The organism is Pseudomonas sp. SJZ077, assembly GCF_007993905.1.
In the GTDB taxonomy this organism is placed as follows: domain Bacteria; phylum Pseudomonadota; class Gammaproteobacteria; order Pseudomonadales; family Pseudomonadaceae; genus Aquipseudomonas; species Aquipseudomonas mandelii.
Genome location: NZ_VIUJ01000001.1, coordinates 182,823 through 201,369, shown reverse-complemented (window position 1 = coordinate 201,369; position 18,547 = coordinate 182,823). Strand labels below are relative to the sequence as shown.

General features: G+C 58.1%; 22 protein-coding genes and 1 tRNA gene. 18 read left to right on the top strand and 5 right to left on the bottom strand.

Annotated features, from left to right (window positions below):
- The first annotated feature begins 124 nt into the window (after nt 1–124).
- From FBY01_RS01125 to FBY01_RS01095, 7 genes are read left to right on the top strand one after another with little or no spacing between them, the layout of a single operon-like run.
- The gene (locus FBY01_RS01125) at nt 125–1,081 is read left to right on the top strand and encodes a sugar ABC transporter substrate-binding protein (RefSeq protein ID WP_010455958.1); all 957 of its coding nucleotides are present in this window, start codon (nt 125–127) and stop codon (nt 1,079–1,081) included.
- 55 nt (nt 1,082–1,136) lie between these two features.
- Nucleotides 1,137–2,690: a sugar ABC transporter ATP-binding protein gene (locus tag FBY01_RS01120; RefSeq protein WP_102595444.1), complete on the top strand. Its 1,554-nt coding sequence runs from the start codon at nt 1,137–1,139 to the stop codon at nt 2,688–2,690.
- A complete protein-coding gene (locus FBY01_RS01115) occupies nt 2,687–3,664 on the top strand; it encodes an ABC transporter permease (RefSeq protein WP_010455954.1) in 978 nt (325 codons plus the stop codon). The genes FBY01_RS01120 and FBY01_RS01115 overlap by 4 nt, the downstream gene beginning before the upstream one ends.
- A 3-nt stretch (nt 3,665–3,667) precedes the next feature.
- Nucleotides 3,668–4,687, top strand: a complete 1,020-nt coding sequence (locus tag FBY01_RS01110; RefSeq protein ID WP_010455951.1) for a LacI family DNA-binding transcriptional regulator — start codon at nt 3,668–3,670, stop codon at nt 4,685–4,687.
- 24 nt (nt 4,688–4,711) lie between these two features.
- Nucleotides 4,712–5,629, top strand: a complete 918-nt coding sequence (gene rbsK / locus FBY01_RS01105) for a ribokinase (protein WP_010455949.1) — start codon at nt 4,712–4,714, stop codon at nt 5,627–5,629.
- Nucleotides 5,626–6,030, top strand: coding sequence for a D-ribose pyranase (gene rbsD / locus FBY01_RS01100; RefSeq protein ID WP_010455947.1), 405 nt, complete (start codon nt 5,626–5,628; stop codon nt 6,028–6,030). The genes rbsK and rbsD overlap by 4 nt, the downstream gene beginning before the upstream one ends.
- A gap of 43 nt (nt 6,031–6,073) precedes the next feature.
- Nucleotides 6,074–7,102 carry a nucleoside hydrolase gene (locus tag FBY01_RS01095; protein WP_010455945.1) on the top strand — a complete coding sequence of 343 codons (1,029 nt, stop codon included), beginning with the start codon at nt 6,074–6,076 and terminating at the stop codon, nt 7,100–7,102.
- A 32-nt stretch (nt 7,103–7,134) separates the two neighbouring features.
- Here the strand turns inward: FBY01_RS01095 and FBY01_RS01090 are convergent, their stop codons facing one another.
- Nucleotides 7,135–7,347, bottom strand: a complete 213-nt coding sequence (locus FBY01_RS01090) for a hypothetical protein (protein ID WP_010455943.1) — start codon at nt 7,345–7,347, stop codon at nt 7,135–7,137.
- 132 nt (nt 7,348–7,479) lie between these two features.
- Between FBY01_RS01090 and FBY01_RS01085 the strand changes: the two genes are divergently transcribed.
- On the top strand, nt 7,480–7,785 hold the full coding sequence (locus FBY01_RS01085) for a hypothetical protein (RefSeq protein WP_010455941.1): 306 nt from the start codon (nt 7,480–7,482) through the stop codon (nt 7,783–7,785).
- A 167-nt stretch (nt 7,786–7,952) separates the two neighbouring features.
- Nucleotides 7,953–8,273: an I78 family peptidase inhibitor gene (locus FBY01_RS01080; RefSeq protein WP_010455938.1), complete on the top strand. Its 321-nt coding sequence runs from the start codon at nt 7,953–7,955 to the stop codon at nt 8,271–8,273.
- A 71-nt stretch (nt 8,274–8,344) separates the two neighbouring features.
- Here the strand turns inward: FBY01_RS01080 and FBY01_RS01075 are convergent, their stop codons facing one another.
- Both FBY01_RS01075 and FBY01_RS01070 read right to left on the bottom strand, forming a co-directional pair.
- Nucleotides 8,345–8,557 (bottom strand): cold-shock protein, encoded by a 213-nt coding sequence (locus FBY01_RS01075; protein ID WP_007905882.1) that lies wholly within the window; start codon nt 8,555–8,557, stop codon nt 8,345–8,347.
- Nucleotides 8,558–8,847: 290 nt separating this feature from the next.
- Nucleotides 8,848–9,150 carry a hypothetical protein gene (locus FBY01_RS01070; RefSeq protein ID WP_077748044.1) on the bottom strand — a complete coding sequence of 101 codons (303 nt, stop codon included), beginning with the start codon at nt 9,148–9,150 and terminating at the stop codon, nt 8,848–8,850.
- Between the two features lie 372 nt (nt 9,151–9,522).
- On the opposite strand from FBY01_RS01070, the gene thrS reads away from it, so the two are divergent.
- The 9 genes from thrS (at nt 9,523) to FBY01_RS01025 (ending at nt 16,979) form a co-directional block, all read left to right on the top strand.
- Nucleotides 9,523–11,445: a threonine--tRNA ligase gene (gene thrS, locus FBY01_RS01065; protein WP_010455934.1), complete on the top strand. Its 1,923-nt coding sequence runs from the start codon at nt 9,523–9,525 to the stop codon at nt 11,443–11,445.
- Nucleotides 11,445–11,996 carry a translation initiation factor IF-3 gene (infC, locus tag FBY01_RS01060; RefSeq protein WP_169857083.1) on the top strand — a complete coding sequence of 184 codons (552 nt, stop codon included), beginning with the start codon at nt 11,445–11,447 and terminating at the stop codon, nt 11,994–11,996. The genes thrS and infC overlap by 1 nt, the downstream gene beginning before the upstream one ends.
- Nucleotides 11,997–12,056: 60 nt before the next feature.
- Nucleotides 12,057–12,251: a 50S ribosomal protein L35 gene (rpmI, locus tag FBY01_RS01055; RefSeq protein WP_002553160.1), complete on the top strand. Its 195-nt coding sequence runs from the start codon at nt 12,057–12,059 to the stop codon at nt 12,249–12,251.
- Between the two features lie 28 nt (nt 12,252–12,279).
- Complete coding sequence (gene rplT, locus FBY01_RS01050; protein ID WP_007905879.1) at nt 12,280–12,636, top strand: 50S ribosomal protein L20; 357 nt, start codon at nt 12,280–12,282, stop codon at nt 12,634–12,636.
- Between the two features lie 109 nt (nt 12,637–12,745).
- Nucleotides 12,746–13,762: a phenylalanine--tRNA ligase subunit alpha gene (gene pheS / locus FBY01_RS01045; protein ID WP_007905876.1), complete on the top strand. Its 1,017-nt coding sequence runs from the start codon at nt 12,746–12,748 to the stop codon at nt 13,760–13,762.
- A 26-nt stretch (nt 13,763–13,788) separates the two neighbouring features.
- Nucleotides 13,789–16,170 (top strand): phenylalanine--tRNA ligase subunit beta, encoded by a 2,382-nt coding sequence (pheT, locus tag FBY01_RS01040; protein ID WP_145306088.1) that lies wholly within the window; start codon nt 13,789–13,791, stop codon nt 16,168–16,170.
- A gap of 3 nt (nt 16,171–16,173) precedes the next feature.
- Entirely contained in the window at nt 16,174–16,476 is a 303-nt protein-coding gene (ihfA, locus tag FBY01_RS01035) for an integration host factor subunit alpha (protein ID WP_002553164.1), read from the top strand.
- Nucleotides 16,457–16,813 (top strand): MerR family transcriptional regulator, encoded by a 357-nt coding sequence (locus FBY01_RS01030; RefSeq protein ID WP_003179985.1) that lies wholly within the window; start codon nt 16,457–16,459, stop codon nt 16,811–16,813. Before ihfA ends, FBY01_RS01030 begins: the two co-directional genes overlap by 20 nt.
- Nucleotides 16,814–16,902: 89 nt before the next feature.
- Nucleotides 16,903–16,979 (top strand) — tRNA-Pro (locus tag FBY01_RS01025).
- A gap of 79 nt (nt 16,980–17,058) precedes the next feature.
- Here FBY01_RS01025 and FBY01_RS01020 read toward each other — a convergent pair.
- Nucleotides 17,059–18,222: a tyrosine-type recombinase/integrase gene (locus FBY01_RS01020; RefSeq protein WP_256664395.1), complete on the bottom strand. Its 1,164-nt coding sequence runs from the start codon at nt 18,220–18,222 to the stop codon at nt 17,059–17,061.
- Nucleotides 18,108–18,527: a hypothetical protein gene (locus FBY01_RS31745; protein WP_256664387.1), complete on the bottom strand. Its 420-nt coding sequence runs from the start codon at nt 18,525–18,527 to the stop codon at nt 18,108–18,110. The genes FBY01_RS01020 and FBY01_RS31745 overlap by 115 nt, the downstream gene beginning before the upstream one ends.
- Between the last annotated feature and the right edge of the window lie 20 nt (nt 18,528–18,547).

Sequence of the window (18,547 nt, the reverse complement as noted above, 5' to 3'; positions counted from 1 at the left end):
CGCATAGTTCGGTCTACGCAAACGTTTGCGCGTTGTTCTTGATGGCTCGGTCCATTGGCGGACGCCATGAAGCTTACGCCAGCGCAAGCGTTGCTCACAATAATCATAAGATCGGAGTGAACCCATGAAGCTGCCATTCGCTGGACGTCTTCTTGCTGTCGCTATGCTGGCCGCCGCATCTGCCGCGCTGCCTGTCTCTTCGGCTTTCGCCGAGACTCCTGAAAAACCCAAAGTCGCACTGGTCATGAAGTCCCTGGCCAACGAGTTCTTCCTGACCATGGAAGACGGTGCCAAGGCTTATCAGAAAGACCATTCCGGCGATTTCGAGCTGATCTCCAACGGCATCAAGGACGAAACGGATACTGCGGGCCAGACGCGCATCGTCGAGCAAATGATTCTGGCCAAGGTCAATGCGCTGGTCATCGCGCCGGCTGACTCCAAGGCCATGGTTCCCGTGATCAAGAAAGCCATCGATGCCGGTATCACCGTGATCAACATCGATAACCAGCTCGACCCGGCCGTGGTCAAAAGCAAGAACATCACCGTCCCGTTCGTAGGCCCGGATAACCGCAAAGGCGCTCGTCTGGTCGGCGAGTATCTGGCCAAGCAGCTGAAGGCCGGTGACGAAGTCGGCATCATCGAAGGCGTGTCCACCACCACCAACGCCCAGGCCCGCACCGCAGGCTTCAAGGACGCGATGGAAGCGGCGCAGATCAAGGTCGTCTCGTTGCAATCCGGTGACTGGGAGATCGACAAGGGCAACAAGGTTGCCGCCTCGATCCTCAGCGAATACCCGGACGTCAAAGCGCTGCTGGCCGGTAACGACAGCATGGCCGTCGGTGCCGTTTCCGCCGTGCGTGCGGCAGGCAAGGCCGGCAAGGTGCAAGTGGTTGGTTACGACAACATCAACGCCATCAAGCCAATGTTGAAAGACGGCCGCGTCCTGGCGACCGCTGACCAGTTTGCCGCCAGGCAAGCCGTGTTCGGTATCGAGACTGCGCTGAAAATCATCAAGGGCGAGAAGGTCGACAGCGGCGCCAACGGCGTGATCGAAACGCCGGTAGAGCTGGTCACCAAGTAACCCTTCTGGCGGCACAACGGTGCTCGCCCGATCGGGCGAGCGCATGGAGAGTTTTATGTCAGTTTCCGCCCCGAACGCTGTCCTCTCGGTCAGCGGCATCGGCAAGACCTACGCCCAACCTGTCCTGACCGGCATCGACCTGACGCTGATGCGCGGTGAAGTGCTGGCGCTGACCGGCGAGAACGGTGCCGGCAAGAGCACGCTGTCGAAAATCATTGGCGGGCTGGTCACGCCGACCACCGGCCACATGCAATTTCAGGGGCAGGAATACCGCCCTGGCAGCCGCACCCAGGCCGAAGACCTGGGCATCCGCATGGTCATGCAAGAACTCAATCTGTTGCCGACCCTGTCAGTGGCGGAAAATCTGTTTCTCGACAACCTTCCCAGCAATGGCGGCTGGATCAGCCGCAAACAACTGCGCAAAGCCGCGATCGAGGCCATGGCCCAGGTAGGGCTCGACGCGATCGATCCGGACACCCTGGTCGGCGAACTCGGCATCGGCCACCAACAAATGGTCGAGATCGCGCGCAATCTGATCGGCGATTGCCATGTGCTGATCCTCGACGAACCGACGGCCATGTTGACCGCCCGTGAAGTCGAGATGCTGTTCGAGCAGATCACCCGCCTGCAAGCTCGGGGCGTGTCGATCATCTACATCTCCCATCGCCTCGAAGAACTGGCGCGGGTCGCCCAGCGCATTGCGGTGTTGCGTGACGGCAACCTGGTCTGCGTCGAGCCGATGGCCAATTACAACAGCGAGCAACTGGTCACGTTGATGGTCGGCCGTGAACTCGGCGAACACATCGACCTGGGGCCGCGCAACATTGGCGCTCCCGCCTTGACGGTCAGAGGGCTGACTCGCTCGGACAAAGTTCGCGACGTGTCCTTCGAAGTCCGCGCCGGTGAGATCTACGGGATTTCCGGATTGATCGGGGCAGGGCGCACCGAGTTGCTGCGTCTGATCTTCGGTGCCGACACCGCGGACAGTGGCACCGTTGCGCTGGGTTCGCCGGCTCGGGTGGTGAGCATCCGTTCGCCGGCTGATGCGGTCGGCCACGGTATCGCCCTGATCACCGAGGACCGCAAAGGCGAAGGCCTGCTGCTGACCCAGTCGATCAGCGCCAACATCGCGCTGGGCAACATGCCGGTGATTTCCAGTGGCGGCATCGTCAACAACGCTGACGAAATGTCCCTGGCCCAACGTCAGGTCGACGCCATGCGCATCCGCAGTTCGAGTCCGACGCAACTGGTTTCCGAGCTGTCGGGTGGCAACCAGCAGAAGGTCGTGATCGGCCGTTGGCTGGAGCGTGACTGTTCGGTAATGCTGTTCGATGAACCGACCCGTGGCATCGATGTGGGCGCCAAGTTCGACATCTATGCGCTGCTCGGTGAACTGACCCGGCAGGGCAAGGCGCTGGTGGTGGTGTCCAGCGACCTGCGTGAACTGATGCTGATCTGCGACCGGATCGGCGTGTTGTCGGCGGGGCGCCTGATCGACACTTTCGAGCGCGACAGCTGGACCCAGGATGATTTGCTTGCTGCCGCGTTCGCCGGCTACCAAAAACGTGATGCGTTGCTCAACGAAGCAGCGCCTAGGGATCTTCCATGAAAACTGCATCTTCTGCCGGCAAACGTAGTGGCAATTTCTACGGCCTGGGCACCTATCTGGGCCTGGCCGGTGCCTTGCTGGCGATGGTCGCGCTGTTCTCGGTATTGAGCAGCCACTTCCTGTCCTACGACACTTTCAGCACCCTGGCCAACCAGATTCCCGATTTGATGGTGCTGGCGGTCGGCATGACGTTCGTGCTGATCATTGGCGGTATCGACCTGTCGGTCGGCTCGGTGTTGGCGCTCGCAGCGTCGGCCGTCAGCGTGGCGATTCTTGGCTGGGGCTGGAGCGTCCTGCCTGCAGCGCTGCTCGGCATGGCGATCGCGGCATTGGCCGGGACCATCACCGGATCGATCACCGTGGCGTGGCGAATTCCGTCGTTCATCGTGTCCCTTGGCGTGCTGGAAATGGCCCGTGGCGTGGCGTATCAGATGACCGGCTCGCGCACGGCTTATATCGGTGATGCCTTCGCCTGGCTATCCAACCCGATTGCCTTTGGCATCTCGCCGTCGTTCATCATTGCCTTGCTGATCATCATCATCGCCCAGGCCGTGCTGACCCGTACCGTGTTCGGCCGCTACCTGATCGGCATCGGCACCAACGAAGAAGCGGTGCGTCTGGCCGGGATCAATCCAAAACCCTACAAGATCCTGGTATTCAGTCTGATGGGGCTGTTGGCCGGTATTGCCGCGCTGTTTCAGATTTCCCGTCTGGAAGCGGCGGACCCGAATGCCGGCTCCGGATTGGAGCTGCAAGTGATCGCCGCGGTGGTGATCGGCGGCACCAGTCTGATGGGCGGGCGTGGTTCGGTAATCAGCACCTTCTTCGGGGTTCTGATCATTTCCGTACTGGCGGCGGGCCTGGCGCAGATCGGCGCGACCGAGCCGACCAAACGCATCATCACCGGCGCAGTGATCGTGGTGGCGGTGGTGCTTGATACTTATCGCAGTCAGCGCGCAAGCCGGCGGACCTGAGTCATGGCAACGATCAAGGATGTAGCGGCACTCGCGGGGATTTCCTACACCACGGTGTCCCATGTGGTGAACAAGACCCGGCCGGTCAGCGAAGAGGTACGGATCAAAGTCGAGGCGGCGATCAAGACCCTGGACTACGTGCCGAGCGCCGTGGCCCGATCATTGAAAGCCAAGACCACGGCGACCATCGGTTTGCTGGTGCCTAACAGCCTCAACCCGTACTTCGCTGAACTGGCGCGTGGCATTGAGGATTACTGCGAGCGTAACGGCTATTGCGTGATCCTCTGCAACTCCGACGACAACCCGGACAAACAGCGCAGCTACCTGCGCGTGCTGCTGGAAAAACGCATCGACGGGTTGATCGTGGCCTCGGCCGGTGGCGACGCGGGACTGGCAGAAGGTCTCGCCGGCGTGCGCACACCGATGGTCATCGTCGACCGCGGGCTGGAAGGTGTAAATGCCGACCTGGTGCGTATCGATCACGAATACGGTGCCTACCTGGCTACCCGGCATCTGCTGGAGCTGGGCCACCGGGACATCGCCACCATCGGTGGCCCGGCAGGTACCAGCGTGGCGCAGATGCGTCTGGCCGGTTATTGCCGAGCCTTGAAAGAGGCGGGGGTGGAAGTACATCGCGAGCGCATGCTGGAAAGTGACTTCACCAGCACTGGCGGTTACAACGCCGCCGCGATTCTGCTGGAAAAGAACCCGCCCAGCGCGATCTTCGCCGGCAACGACATGATTGGCATTGGCGTGTTGCGAGCGGCTGCCGAGCGCAATGTGCGTGTGCCGACAGAACTGTCGGTGATCGGCTTCGACGATATCCAGATGAGCCGTTATGTCTACCCGGCGCTGACCACCGTGGGCCAGTCGATCCTGCAACTCGGTGAGATGGCGGCCGAGGTTCTGTTACGACGAATCGCAACACCCGACATGGCCACTGATCAGCGGATCGTGACGCCCAGTATTGTCCTGCGAGAATCGACTGCGCCGCTTGCCGGTGTGTTCGACGAATACCGCTGAAACCGAATTGACGAGTAGTGATGTATGCCAGCAAAAGTAGTGGTGATAGGCAGCCTGAACATGGACCTGGTGACCCGGGCTCCACGGCTGCCCCGTGGCGGTGAGACGCTGATCGGGCAGTCGTTTGCCACGGTTTCAGGCGGCAAGGGCGCTAACCAGGCGGTCGCCGCGGCGCGGCTGGGGGCGCAGGTGTCGATGGTCGGTTGTGTCGGCAGCGATGCTTACGGTGAAGAACTGCGCGGGGCTCTGATGGTCGAGCAGATCGACTGCCAGGCCGTCAGCACTGTCGAGGGTTCCAGCGGCGTGGCATTGATTGTGGTCGATGACAACAGCCAGAACGCAATCGTGATCGTCGCCGGTGCCAATGGTGCGCTGACGCCACAGGTGATCGACCGGTTCGATGCCGTGTTGCAGGCGGCGGACGTGATTATTTGTCAGCTGGAAGTGCCGGATGCCACGGTGGGTCACGCCCTCAAGCGCGGCCGTGAGCTGGGCAAAATCGTGATCCTCAACCCGGCGCCGGCCAGTCGTCCGCTGCCAGCAGATTGGTATGCGTCCATCGATTACCTGATTCCCAATGAAAGCGAGGCCTCGGCGCTGAGCGGTTTACCGGTTGACTCCCTTGCGTCCGCCGAAACCGCCGCAACCCGATTGATCGCACTGGGTGCCGGTAAGGTCATCATCACCCTGGGTGCTCAAGGGTCAATGTTCGCCAACGGTACAGGCTTCGAACATTTCCCGGCACCGACGGTGAAGGCTGTCGATACCACGGCGGCCGGCGATACCTTCGTCGGCGGTTTTGCTGCCGCGCTGGCGTCCGGCAAAACCGAAGCTGAAGCGATCCGTTTCGGCCAGGTAGCCGCGGCGCTTTCAGTCACCCGTGCCGGCGCACAACCCTCGATTCCCACCTTGTCCGAAGTCCAGGCGTACAAAGCACCATGAAAAAGACACCTTTGCTCAACGTCGCGCTGTCTCGGCTGATCGCTTCCTTGGGGCACGGCGACATGGTCGTGATCGGCGATGCCGGCCTGCCCGTACCGCCGGGCGTCGAACTGATCGACCTGGCCCTGACCCAAGGTATTCCGGATTTCGTCAGCACCTTGAACGTCGTGCTCAGCGAAATGCAGGTTGAGCGCCATGTGCTGGCCCAGGAAATTCTGGACAAACAACCACCCGCCTTGCGCTCTCTGGATGAGCTGAATGCCAAAGGCGCGCTGGGCCAGCGTGAGCTGCTCAGCCATGAACAATTCAAAGTCCTCAGTCGACAGGCGCGAGCGATTGTTCGTACCGGCGAATGTGCGCCGTACTGCAACATCGTGCTGGTCTCGGGGGTGACCTTCTGACCCGCTGTACACAATCTGTTTCCCCACGCACAAGGAGTGCGATATGCACCGCTATGCTCAGAAACTGCACCACCTGCTCCGGAGTTTGCTGCTTTTGTCCCTGATTACTGCAACAAGCGCCCAGGCTGCGGAAAAGATCGATTTGATCATCGACACCGACCCGGGTGCCGACGACGTCGTCGCTTTGCTGTTTGCGTTGGCGTCGCCGGAAGAATTGAATATCCGTGCGCTGACCACCGTCGCGGGCAACGTGCGACTGGACAAGACTTCGCGAAATGCGCGACTGGCCCGTGAGTGGGCGGGGCGCGAGGAGGTGCCGGTCTACGCAGGCGCACCGAAACCGTTGATGCGCACACCGATTTATGCCGAGAACATCCATGGCAAGGAGGGCTTGTCGGGCGTCACCGTGCACGAGCCGAAGAAAGGCCTGGCCGAAGGCAATGCGGTCGAGTACCTGATCGACACTTTGAAGGCCGCCAAGCCTCACAGCATCACCATCGCCATGCTCGGTCCACAGACCAACCTGGCCCTGGCGCTGATCCAGGAACCTGAAATCGTTCAGGGCATCAAGGAAGTGGTGATCATGGGGGGGGCGCATTTCAACGGCGGCAACATCACCCCGGTGGCCGAGTTCAACCTGTTCGCCGACCCGCAGGCTGCGGAAGTGGTGCTCAAGAGCGGCGTGAAGCTGACCTATCTGCCGCTGGACGTGACCCACAAGATCCTCACCAGTGAGGCGCGCCTGAAGCAGATCGCAGCGATCAACAACAACGCCAGCAAGCTGGTGGGCGACATTCTCAATGAGTACGTCAAAGGTGACATGGAACACTACGGCATTCCAGGTGGCCCGGTGCATGACGCCACCGTCATCGCCTACCTGCTCAAGCCTGAATTGTTCACCGGTCGCTCGGTCAATGTGGTCGTTGATAGCCGCGAAGGCCCGACCTTCGGCCAAACCATCGTCGACTGGTATGACGGCCTGAAAGCGCCGAAGAATGCATTCTGGGTAGAAAGCGGCGACGCCCAGGGATTCTTCGACTTGCTGACCCAGCGTCTGGCTCGTCTGAAGTAACTTTCACACCCGCAGGTGCCAGCCTGCGGGTTTTACGCCCGCTCGTTCTCTGTCAAGCCCATATAGCCGGCGGGGTATTTTTCGAATATTTGCGCGATGAATTTCCTGGCCGCTTCAGTTCCCAGTTCCTTGACCAATAGATCGATGCCAATGATTGCGAACTCTTCCGGGCTGCCCGGGCTGTAAGAGCTGTGACCCTGCGGCCACTTGACGGTGATGTTGGCGTCGATGCTTATGGTGGACATGATGGCGCTCGTGAAGTCGGGAAAGTCTGAGTGTCGAGTTAACCATTTTGCGCGGCGTTTGGCACTCCGACTTAGGCATGAGAGGAGGGCTATGCGACACTTGGTCTTTGACGAATTTTCAAGGACCGTGCTGTGCAGATCGATTTGAACACGCCCGACGGCTTGACCCTCAAGGCGGTGCACCAGTTACTGGCTTCTGCCAGTGATGACGAGCATACGCAACTGCGGGTGACCAAGGCTGGCGTTGCCTATATTTCATCGGGTGTTGTGGGCGGCACCGATATCAACGGACTATTGTTTCGGCTGGAGACGTGGGCCAAGGGCTCCGGTTACGTAGGCTTGGTCGCAGCAAGCGATGAGGTCTGGGTCATGCAGATCTTCAATGCGCTGAAAGAGAACTGGCCGAACCCGCCGTATGATTACATCGACGTCTATTGAGGGCTGTTCATATTCAGTCACGATTGAGTGATGAACGGCGCGGCGATGCTCAGGCAAACTCGCCGCTCGTGCGGTTCCAGGGCAGAGTGATGGCACTCACCTTGAAACCAAATGCCGGATTGGCGGTCGCAAGATCTCAGCTTAACTATTGGAAAAAAGGAGGCTTCATGCCTTGGAAGCTCGCGTCATTGGGTACTTTGTTCGCCGTCACTTTGCTGGCTGGTTGCAGTAGCACGTCCTCCGAGTCGGCGGCAGACCCTGTAGCGACGTCTGACACAGGTCACAGCCGTTGTGAGGCAAAGGCAGCCGAATTCGCCATCGGCAAACCGGCTTCGCCCGCACTGTTGGAGCAGGCACGTACCCGCGCAGGCGCACAGAACGCACGGTTCCTGTCGCCTAGCGATATGGTGACGCTGGAATACCGCTCCGATCGTCTGAACCTCAACACCGATGCCAGCCGGGTGGTCACCCGCGTCAACTGCGGCTGATCGCTTCAGCTTTTGCTTCACCCATAAAAAACCCCGTCACATGGACGGGGTTTTTTTAGTGCGGCTGAAAATTACTCAGCGCGGACTTGTGCAGCTTGCATACCCTTTTGGCCTTTCTCAGCCACGAAGGAAACGGTTTGGCCTTCTTTCAGGCTTTTGAAACCGTCGCTTTCGATAGCTTTGAAGTGTACGAACAGGTCGTCACCGCCACCTTGAGGAGTGATGAAGCCGAAGCCTTTTTCATCGTTGAACCATTTAACGGTGCCGGTTTGGCGATTAGACATGGTGTATCTCCAAGAAACATATATTTTCAGTAGTGCTGTGCTGCTCAGGCCAACTGGGCACACCGGGGTATCATAGTCGAAATGTTCGCTTTGGGAGCCCCCCGGACGTGCTGTTTGCCGTGCAGTCGCGTTCCGTTTGCTGCTTGATGTAGCTGAAAGCCCCGTTTTACAAGGCTTTCAGCCGAAAGTAAAGACGATAAAAAAACCTGTAAAACCTGCATAAATTGTACGAAAAAGCTCAAATGCAGCGGTTTTTATCAGCGATAAGCCGAGTCAAAAGGACTTTTTTGTCACTTCTTCGCCGGTGTATTGGCCTTGCATTTGGCTATCTGACCCAGAGCTTTCTGCTGCAATTCCGGGCTGGCCTTATTGTCCATCAATGCCTGGATATCGCCAGCCGGATACGATTTGATCGCATCAGCACCGCAAGCGCAGTGGGCCTTCGCTGCGGCCGCACCAATCTGCGGAGTGGCCGCATCTGTGCACTGAGCCATGTATTTTTCGCGCTCGCCCTTTGGCCAATCGGCATGGGCGGCCAATGGCAGCAACAGAACGATGGGGGCGACGACTGCGAACAAACGATTCAGACGCATGCTGGGATGCTCCTTGTGGGTCAATGTCTTGTTATCTGAGGGGTAAAGTGGGGTCCAAGTTCAGCACTCTGGCATAAATTGCGAGATTTGCCCCGGCATAAGCCTCGTTGCATCGATGACCGTTCATCTGTGCTAGCATGCCTCGCTCGGGCTTTTGCGGGCTCCGGATGACCTTCAGTCCCGGTGGCGGCAACGGCGCGAATAACCCTGATTTGAATCCCAGTCACTCTGGTTCGGTTTTCCGGTTGGCCGCAAGGCTCCTGCCGCTGTAAGGCAGGCGTTCGTCATTGAATGGCCTGGATCGGATCTTGTACTGGCTCATCCCAACCCACGTGACCTTTGGTAGGGGTCACCACTAGGAGAGGAGGCGCCATGCCAACTATTACTCTTCCCGACGGCAGTCAACGTTCATTCGATCACCCGGTTTCCGTAGCCGAGGTCGCCGCATCCATTGGTGCAGGTCTGGCCAAGGCCACCGTGGCCGGCAAGGTCAATGGCAAGCTGGTCGACGCCAGCGACATCATCGACAGCGATTCCACGCTGCAAATCATTACGCCAAAGGATGAAGAGGGGCTGGAGATCATTCGCCACTCTTGCGCCCACCTGGTTGGCCACGCGGTCAAGCAGCTGTACCCGACCGCCAAGATGGTCATCGGTCCGGTCATCGACGAAGGCTTCTATTACGATATCGCCTTCGAACGTCCTTTCACTCCGGACGACCTGGCAGCCATCGAACAGCGCATGCAGCAGCTGATCGAGAAAGATTACGACGTGATCAAGAAAGTCACTCCGCGCGCCGAAGTGATCGAAGTGTTCAAGGCCCGCGGCGAAGACTACAAGCTGCGCCTGGTCGAGGACATGCCGAACGAACAGGCCATGGGCCTGTACTATCACGAAGAATACGTCGACATGTGCCGTGGTCCGCACGTGCCGAATACGCGCTTCCTGAAATCCTTCAAGTTGACCAAGTTGTCCGGCGCCTACTGGCGTGGCGATGCCAAGAACGAGCAGTTGCAGCGCGTTTACGGCACCGCTTGGGCGGACAAGAAGCAGCTGGCGGCTTACATCCAGCGCATCGAAGAAGCTGAAAAGCGCGATCACCGCAAGATCGGCAAGCGCCTGGGCCTGTTTCATACCCAGGAAGAGTCGCCGGGCATGGTGTTCTGGCACCCGAACGGCTGGACTCTGTACCAGGTGCTCGAGCAGTACATGCGCAAGGTTCAGCGCGACAACGGCTATCTGGAGATCAAAACTCCACAAGTCGTTGACCGCAGCCTGTGGGAGAAATCCGGGCACTGGGCCAACTACGCCGACAACATGTTCACCACGCAGTCGGAAAACCGCGACTACGCGATCAAGCCGATGAACTGCCCGTGCCACGTGCAGGTGTTCAATCAAGGCCTGAAGAGCTACCGCGAGTTGCCGATGCGTCTGGCCGAATTCGGTGCTTGCCACCGTAACGAGCCATCGGGTGCGCTGCACGGCATCATGCGTGTGCGTGCGTTCACTCAGGACGACGCCCATATCTTCTGCACTGAAGAGCAGATGCAGGCCGAATCCGCCGCTTTCATCAAGCTGACCATGGACGTTTATGCCGACTTCGGCTTTAAAGACGTCGAAATGAAGCTGTCCACTCGTCCGGAAAAACGTGTTGGTTCCGACGAACTGTGGGATCGCGCCGAAGCCGCATTGGCTGCAGCCCTTGATAGCGCTGGCTTGCCGTACGATCTGCAGCCGGGCGAGGGTGCGTTCTACGGTCCGAAAATCGAGTTCTCGCTGAAAGATTGCCTCGGCCGTGTCTGGCAGTGTGGTACCCTTCAGCTCGATTTTAACCTGCCTGTCCGTCTGGGAGCCGAATACGTCTCCGAAGACAACAGTCGAAAGCACCCGGTGATGTTGCACCGGGCGATCCTCGGATCCTTCGAACGTTTCGTCGGAATCCTGATCGAGCACTACGAGGGTGCATTCCCTGCGTGGCTGGCTCCGACCCAGGCAGTGATCATGAATATCACTGACAAACAGGCCGATTTTGCCGCCGAGGTCGAAAAAACCCTCAACGAAAGCGGATTTCGTGCCAAGTCTGACTTGAGAAATGAAAAGATCGGCTTTAAAATCCGCGAGCATACTTTGCTCAAGGTTCCTTATCTCTTGGTTATCGGAGATCGGGAAGTCGAGATGCAGACTGTCGCTGTGCGTACTCGTGAAGGTGCTGACCTGGGCTCGATGCCCGTCGCCCAGTTCGCTGAGTTTCTCGCGCAAGCGGTTTCCCGGCGTGGTCGCCCAGATTCGGAGTAATTACTATTAAGCGTGAAATGAGACAAGATAAACGAGCTGCACCGAAAGCCCCGATCAACGAGAATATCTCGGCACGCGAGGTTCGGTTAATTGGGGCTGAAGGTGAACAGCTTGGGATTGTGTCAATTGAAGACGCGCTTCTTAAGGCTGAAGAGGCCAAACTGGATTTGGTGGAAATTTCCGCCGATGCAGTACCCCCTGTTTGCAAACTGATGGACTACGGCAAATCGATCTTCGAGAAGAAGAAGCAGATTGCCGCGGCCAAGAAAAACCAGAAGCAGATTCAGGTTAAAGAAATCAAGTTTCGTCCAGGGACGGAGGAAGGGGATTACCAGGTAAAACTGCGCAACCTGGTACGTTTCCTGAGTGATGGGGACAGGGCCAAGGTATCCTTGCGATTCCGCGGCCGTGAGATGGCCCACCAGGAGCTGGGGATGGAACTCCTCAAGCGAGTTGAAGGTGACTTGCTCGAGTACGGTTCGGTCGAACAGCATCCTAAGATGGAAGGACGCCAGCTGATCATGGTCATCGCCCCGAAAAAGAAGAAGTAATCATCAGGGCACGGCAGGCCTTCTGATTATGTTTATCAACTGAATGCGGAGTATCCGAACATGCCAAAAATGAAAACGAAAAGTGGTGCTGCTAAGCGGTTTCTGAAAACTGCTAACGGTATCAAGCACAAGCACGCTTTCAAGAGCCACATCCTGACTAAAATGTCGACCAAGCGTAAGCGTCAACTGCGCGGTAGCAGCTTGCTGCATCCGTCTGACGTGGCAAAAGTCGAGCGCATGCTGCGCCTTCGTTAATTTTAGTCAAGAATAGAGGAAGTAACTCATGGCTCGTGTAAAGCGTGGCGTCATTGCCCGTAAACGTCACAAAAAAATTCTGAAACTTGCTAAAGGCTACTACGGCGCTCGCTCGCGCGTATTCCGTGTTGCCAAGCAAGCGGTAATCAAGGCAGGCCAATACGCCTACCGTGACCGTCGTCAGAAAAAACGTCAGTTCCGCGCTCTGTGGATCGCTCGTATCAACGCTGGTGCACGTATCAACGGTCTGTCCTACAGCCGTTTCATCGCCGGCCTGAAAAAAGCGTCCATCGAGATCGACCGTAAGGTTCTGGCTGATCTGGCAGTGAACGAAAAAGCGGCGTTTGCTGCGATTGTCGAGAAAGCTAAAGCCACCTTGGCTTAAGTACCCCCGACAGTCACCCGGTCTCACCTCTGTGGGGCCAGGTGTTAAACGTCATAAATAGGGGAAGAGCCTTCAAGCTCTTCCCCTATTTTGTATCTGGAGTCTGTACATGGAAAACCTGGACGCGCTCGTCTCTCAAGCACTAGAGGCTGTGCAAAGCGCTGAAGATATCAATGCCCTGGAGCAAATCCGGGTTCACTACCTTGGCAAGAAGGGTGAATTGACTCAGGTGATGAAGACCCTGGGGAATTTGCCGGCAGAAGAGCGTCCGCAAGTCGGCGCCCTGATCAACGTTGCCAAGGAGCGTGTCACAGAGGTTCTCAATGCCCGCAAGGCGCTGTTTGAAGAGGCCGATCTGGCCGCCAAACTGTCTGCCGAGTCCATTGACGTGACCCTGCCTGGCCGCGGCCAGACCTCGGGTGGTCTGCATCCGGTTACTCGTACTCTGGAACGTATCGAACAGTTCTTCACCCACATCGGCTACGGCATCGCCGAAGGTCCTGAGGTCGAAGACGACTACCACAACTTCGAAGCGCTCAACATCCCAGGCCATCACCCGGCCCGGTCGATGCATGACACTTTCTATTTCAATGCCAACATGTTGCTGCGCACCCATACCTCGCCGGTACAGGTCCGCACCATGGAATCGAAACAACCACCGATCCGCATCGTCTGCCCAGGCCGTGTGTACCGTAGCGACTCCGATATCACCCACTCGCCGATGTTCCACCAGGTCGAAGGCTTGCTGGTCGACCGCGACATCAACTTCGCCGACCTCAAAGGGACCATCGAAGAGTTCCTGCGCGTGTTCTTCGAAAAAGAGCTGGCCGTGCGTTTCCGTCCTTCGTACTTCCCGTTCACCGAGCCGTCCGCTGAAGTCGACATGGAATGCGTGATGTGCAGCGGCAAAGGCTGCCGCGTCTGCAAACAGACGGGCTGGCTGGAAGTCATGGGCTGCGGGATGGTTCACCCGAACGTGCTGCGCATGTCCGGAATCGACCCGGAAGAGTTTTCGGGCTTTGCCTTCGGCATGGGCGTTGAGCGTCTGGCCATGCTGCGTTACGGCGTGAATGACTTGCGTCTGTTCTTCGACAACGACTTGCGGTTCCTCGCGCAATTTCGCTAGTCGTAACGAATTCTTGGGAGAGCAGGATGAAATTCAGTGAACAATGGCTGCGTGGCTGGGTAAGCCCGCAGGTAAGTCGCGACGAGCTGGTTGCCCGTCTGTCGATGGCCGGTCTTGAGGTCGATAGCGTTACGCTGGCCGCCGGTGAATTCAGTGGCGTGGTCGTGGGTGAGGTGCTGAGCACCGAGCAGCACCCGGACGCCGACAAGTTGCGCGTTTGCCAGGTCAGCAATGGCTCGGAAACCTTCCAGGTTGTGTGCGGAGCGCCAAACGTGCGCCCTGGCCTGAAGATCCCGTTCGCCATGATCGGTGCCGAACTGCCAGGCGACTTCAAAATCAAGAAAGCCAAGCTGCGTGGCGTTGAGTCCAACGGCATGCTGTGCTCGCAAGCCGAGCTGCAAGTCGGCGAAGGCAACGATGGCCTGATGGAATTGCCGGCGGATGCGCCGGTCGGTCTGGATATTCGCGAGTACCTGAGCCTGGACGATGCCAGCATCGAGGTTGACCTGACTCCGAACCGCGGCGATTGCCTGTCCCTGGCCGGTCTGGCCCGTGAAGTCGGCGCGCTGTATGACGCTGAAGTCACCCGTCCGGTGGTGGCTGTTGTGCCCGCCGTGCATGACGAAGTGCGCTCGATCGAAGTACTGGCGCCAGTCGCTTGCCCGCGTTACCTGGGTCGTGTGATCCGTAACGTCGATCTGTCCAAGCCTACGCCGCTGTGGATGGTTGAGCGCTTGCGTCGTGGCGACGTGCGCAGCATCGACGCTGCCGTGGACATCACCAACTACGTGATGCTTGAGCTGGGTCAGCCGCTGCACGCGTTCGATCTCGCTGAAATCAATGGCGGCATCCGCGTGCGTATGGCCGAAGAAGGCGAGAAGCTGGTACTGCTCGACGGTCAGGAAGTCAGCCTGCGTAGCGATACGCTGGTGATTGCCGACCATACCCGCGCCTTGGCCATCGCCGGCGTCATGGGGGGCGAGCACAGTGGCGTCAACACCGCGACCACGCGTGATGTATTCCTGGAAAGTGCGTTCTTCGATCAGATTGCCGTCGCTGGCAAGGCTCGTTCTTACGGCCTGCACACTGATGCTTCGCACCGCTACGAGCGTGGCGTGGATTGGCAATTGGCCCGTGAAGCCATGGAGCGCGCCACTGGCCTGCTGTTGGAAATCACTGGCGGCGAAGCTGGCCCGATCATCGAAACCGTCAGCGAACAGCACCTGCCGAAGATTGCTCCGGTCACCCTGCGTGCGCAGCGCATCACTCAGATGCTGGGCATGGAAATGGAGTCGGCCGAAGTCGAGCGTCTGCTCAGCGGCCTGGGCCTGAAGATTGCTGCAGATGGAGCAGGGCAGTGGCGCGTTGAAGTGCCAAGCCACCGCTTCGACATCAGCCTGGAAGTCGATCTGATCGAAGAGCTGGCCCGTCTGTACGGCTACAACCGTCTGCCGGTTCGCTACCCGCAAGCTCGCCTGGCACCGCAAGCCAAAGCCGAAGCGCGTAGCGATCTGCCTGAACTGCGTCGCCTGCTGGTGGCGCGTGGTTATCAGGAAGCGATCACCTACAGTTTCATCGATCCGAAACAATTCGAGTTGTTTAATCCGGGTGTCGAGCCGCTGCTGCTGGCCAACCCGATCTCGAACGACATGGCGGCCATGCGCTCGTCCTTGTGGCCCGGTCTGGTCAAGGCACTTCAGCACAACCTGAACCGTCAACAGGATCGCGTCCGTCTGTTCGAAAGCGGCCTGCGTTTTGTCGGTCAGCTGGAAGGCCTGAAGCAAGAGCCGATGATTGCGGGTGTTGTTTGCGGTAGCCGCCTGCCGGAAGGCTGGGCGCAAGGTCGCGATGTCGTGGATTTCTTCGACGTCAAAGCTGATGTGGAAGCGGTGCTGGGCTTTGCCGGTGCGCTGGATTCGTTCACTTTCGTGCCGGGCAAACACCCTGCGTTGCACCCGGGTCAAACCGCGCGCATCGAACGAGAAGGTCGCCTGGTTGGGTTCGTCGGCGCTATCCACCCTGAATTGTCAAAAACCCTCGGTCTCGACCGTCCGGTTTTCGTCTTCGAGCTGGTTCTGGCCGAAGTGGCATTGGGAAAAATGCCAAAATTCCAGGAGTTATCACGCTTTCCTGAAGTGCGTCGTGACCTGGCACTGATTGCGTCCACAGACGTTGCGGCCAGTGCCGTACTGGATGTAATCCGTGAAAATGCAGGCGAATGGCTCACAGACCTCAGGCTATTTGACGTGTATCAGGGTAAAGGCATTGATCCTGATAGAAAAAGCCTTGCAGTCGGCTTGACCTGGCAGCATCCATCGCGCACTCTTAATGACGATGAGGTGAATACCACTACGCAAAACATCCTCACCTCGCTCGAACAAAGGTTGAACGCCACGTTAAGGAAGTGACGTATGGGGGCTCTGACGAAAGCTGAGATGGCGGAACGTCTGTATGAAGAGCTGGGCCTGAATAAACGGGAGGCCAAGGAATTGGTCGAACTGTTTTTTGAAGAAATCAGGCACGCTCTTGAAGACAACGAACAAGTCAAATTGTCCGGTTTCGGCAATTTCGACCTTCGGGACAAACGCCAGCGGCCTGGCCGCAATCCGAAAACGGGTGAAGAAATCCCGATCACGGCTCGCCGTGTGGTCACCTTTCGTCCAGGGCAGAAGTTGAAGGCCCGAGTTGAGGCTTATGCTGGAACCAAGTCATAACGACGAGCTACCCGTCATCCCAGGCAAACGCTACTTCACCATTGGTGAAGTCAGCGAGCTGTGTGCCGTAAAACCGCACGTGCTGCGCTATTGGGAGCAGGAGTTTCCTCAACTCAACCCCGTCAAACGCCGCGGAAACCGCCGGTATTATCAGCGACAAGACGTGCTGATGATCCGGCAGATCCGCGCGCTTCTTTATGATCAAGGGTTCACCATCGGCGGCGCGCGCTTGCGTTTGTCCGGCGATGAAGCCAAAGACGACACCACCCAATACAAACAGATGATTCGGCAGATGATTGCTGAGTTGGAAGATGTGTTGGTTGTCCTCAAGAAATAATTTCCTGCATTTGAATACTTCCAGTTTTCAAAAGCTTGCGATATATTCTTGAGCGTTCTTCGAGAAGAGGAACGAGTTTCACGCCTAGTCGGGGCGTAGCGCAGTCCGGTAGCGCACTAGCATGGGGTGCTAGGGGTCGAGTGTTCGAATCACTCCGTCCCGACCATATAATTCAATGACTTTGGCCAGTGTTCACAGCACTGGCCTTTTTCATGTGCGTGAGATTTGCGTGACTCCTCGATTTTTCACGCTTGCTTCCTCTTCAAAATTGTCAGGACCGGTCCACGCGAATCGGTTGCTGATACCATGTTCGCAGCTTCAATCAGATGCCCGAGCTCAGCGCCCGAGTAGTGACTGGTGATGCTGCCGTTCTTGTGGCCAAGAAGAGCCTTGCGGTCTTCCTCAGTTACGCCTGCTGCGCGCAGCCGGCGGCCAAATGTGTGCTTGAGGTCATGGATCCTTATGGATGCATAGCCAGGGTGAGCGGGGCGAAGGTTTTCCTCCTGCCAGAGTTTCGCCGCTCTCACCCGAGCCTTCTTCCAAGCCGAGTCGTTCATCCGGTGCATCGCATTGCCGTTGTAAGGGAAAACCCATTCCTTACTCACGCCGCGTTGCTGCTCGATGATCGACTTGGCCACGCTGTTGAGCACAACCAGTCGCTCATCACCGTTCTTCACTCCAGACCGTTCGTGTCTGCCGCCAAAGTCCGCCGGAATCAGGAACACGCTCGTCCCTAGCTCCGGCACCGAAATTTCCCAATCCCATCTCAACTTGCAGACTTCCTGCTCCCGCGTGCCGGTGTTCACCTTGAACAGCGCCATCGTTTGCAGGTGAGCCGGCAATTGCCCGAAAAGAATCGACTGCTCCGGCCACGACATCGGGTACGGTTTGCGGCTCGACTTCTTCTCTTCCAGCTTCGTGAGCATCGGCACGCTATCCAGCCACGGCCTTCGCTCATCATCTCGCCACTTCCTGGCACACAACGACAAAACCCGAACCACACGCTCGATCGAGATATTCACCGTCCTGTTGCTGACGCCTTTCTTCACCTTGCCGCCCTCAAGCTTCTTGGTCGCCAACCTGTCCTTGATGAACGGCACTAAGGCCTGATCATCGATGTGGGTCAGCGGCATGTCGCCTATGAACGGGTCCAGCTGGGAAAGGTGGTGCGCCGAAAGTTTGATTGAAGGTTGATCCTTGAACTCCAGCAGGAAGCGAGTCGCCGCCTCCCGCCAGATCCTGACCTTCTTTACGCCGTACACTTTCTGTTGCCGGATCTGCTCCAGCCGGTAGATCAGGTAGCGCTCCGCTTCTTCCCGGTCACCAGTTCCAGTGCTTTCGTAAAGTCGTTCTCCGTTGATTTTCTTGTCGATATGCCAGATACCTTTCCTCTCAGAGAGGCCTGTGATCGATTTTCGCGCCATGATTTATCTCCTTTCTGGCGCTCGCTGCGGGGCAATTGTTGCTCCGGGGCGCGTTTTTTATCAATTGCTTTGGCCTCGACGTACGCCGTTGCCCAGTCATCCAGCTCCTGCCGGTCGAAGCCGACGCCGCGCTCGCCGATAGGAAACTCGCTGACATAGGGGCGGACTGTTTTGTCGAATTCGGCGCGGCACATACCCAGGTAGATGGGTGCCGCGCCGGCACGGATGAAGCGAGGGAGGATGCTTTCGCGCCGGGGCCGGGAGGGCGCCTGCGCCAGTTCTGCAGACATAAGTGCTCCATGCCGCGCGT

Coding starts and splice junctions, on each gene's coding strand:
- FBY01_RS01125 (WP_010455958.1), top strand. CDS start 125: ATGAAGCTGCCATTCGCTGGACGTCTTCTTGCTGTCGCTATGCTGGCC.
- FBY01_RS01120 (WP_102595444.1), top strand. CDS start 1,137: ATGTCAGTTTCCGCCCCGAACGCTGTCCTCTCGGTCAGCGGCATCGGC.
- FBY01_RS01115 (WP_010455954.1), top strand. CDS start 2,687: ATGAAAACTGCATCTTCTGCCGGCAAACGTAGTGGCAATTTCTACGGC.
- FBY01_RS01110 (WP_010455951.1), top strand. CDS start 3,668: ATGGCAACGATCAAGGATGTAGCGGCACTCGCGGGGATTTCCTACACC.
- rbsK (WP_010455949.1), top strand. CDS start 4,712: ATGCCAGCAAAAGTAGTGGTGATAGGCAGCCTGAACATGGACCTGGTG.
- rbsD (WP_010455947.1), top strand. CDS start 5,626: ATGAAAAAGACACCTTTGCTCAACGTCGCGCTGTCTCGGCTGATCGCT.
- FBY01_RS01095 (WP_010455945.1), top strand. CDS start 6,074: ATGCACCGCTATGCTCAGAAACTGCACCACCTGCTCCGGAGTTTGCTG.
- FBY01_RS01090 (WP_010455943.1), bottom strand. CDS start 7,347: ATGTCCACCATAAGCATCGACGCCAACATCACCGTCAAGTGGCCGCAG.
- FBY01_RS01080 (WP_010455938.1), top strand. CDS start 7,953: ATGCCTTGGAAGCTCGCGTCATTGGGTACTTTGTTCGCCGTCACTTTG.
- FBY01_RS01075 (WP_007905882.1), bottom strand. CDS start 8,557: ATGTCTAATCGCCAAACCGGCACCGTTAAATGGTTCAACGATGAAAAA.
- FBY01_RS01070 (WP_077748044.1), bottom strand. CDS start 9,150: ATGCGTCTGAATCGTTTGTTCGCAGTCGTCGCCCCCATCGTTCTGTTG.
- thrS (WP_010455934.1), top strand. CDS start 9,523: ATGCCAACTATTACTCTTCCCGACGGCAGTCAACGTTCATTCGATCAC.
- rpmI (WP_002553160.1), top strand. CDS start 12,057: ATGCCAAAAATGAAAACGAAAAGTGGTGCTGCTAAGCGGTTTCTGAAA.
- rplT (WP_007905879.1), top strand. CDS start 12,280: ATGGCTCGTGTAAAGCGTGGCGTCATTGCCCGTAAACGTCACAAAAAA.
- pheS (WP_007905876.1), top strand. CDS start 12,746: ATGGAAAACCTGGACGCGCTCGTCTCTCAAGCACTAGAGGCTGTGCAA.
- pheT (WP_145306088.1), top strand. CDS start 13,789: ATGAAATTCAGTGAACAATGGCTGCGTGGCTGGGTAAGCCCGCAGGTA.
- ihfA (WP_002553164.1), top strand. CDS start 16,174: ATGGGGGCTCTGACGAAAGCTGAGATGGCGGAACGTCTGTATGAAGAG.
- FBY01_RS01030 (WP_003179985.1), top strand. CDS start 16,457: ATGCTGGAACCAAGTCATAACGACGAGCTACCCGTCATCCCAGGCAAA.
- FBY01_RS31745 (WP_256664387.1), bottom strand. CDS start 18,527: ATGTCTGCAGAACTGGCGCAGGCGCCCTCCCGGCCCCGGCGCGAAAGC.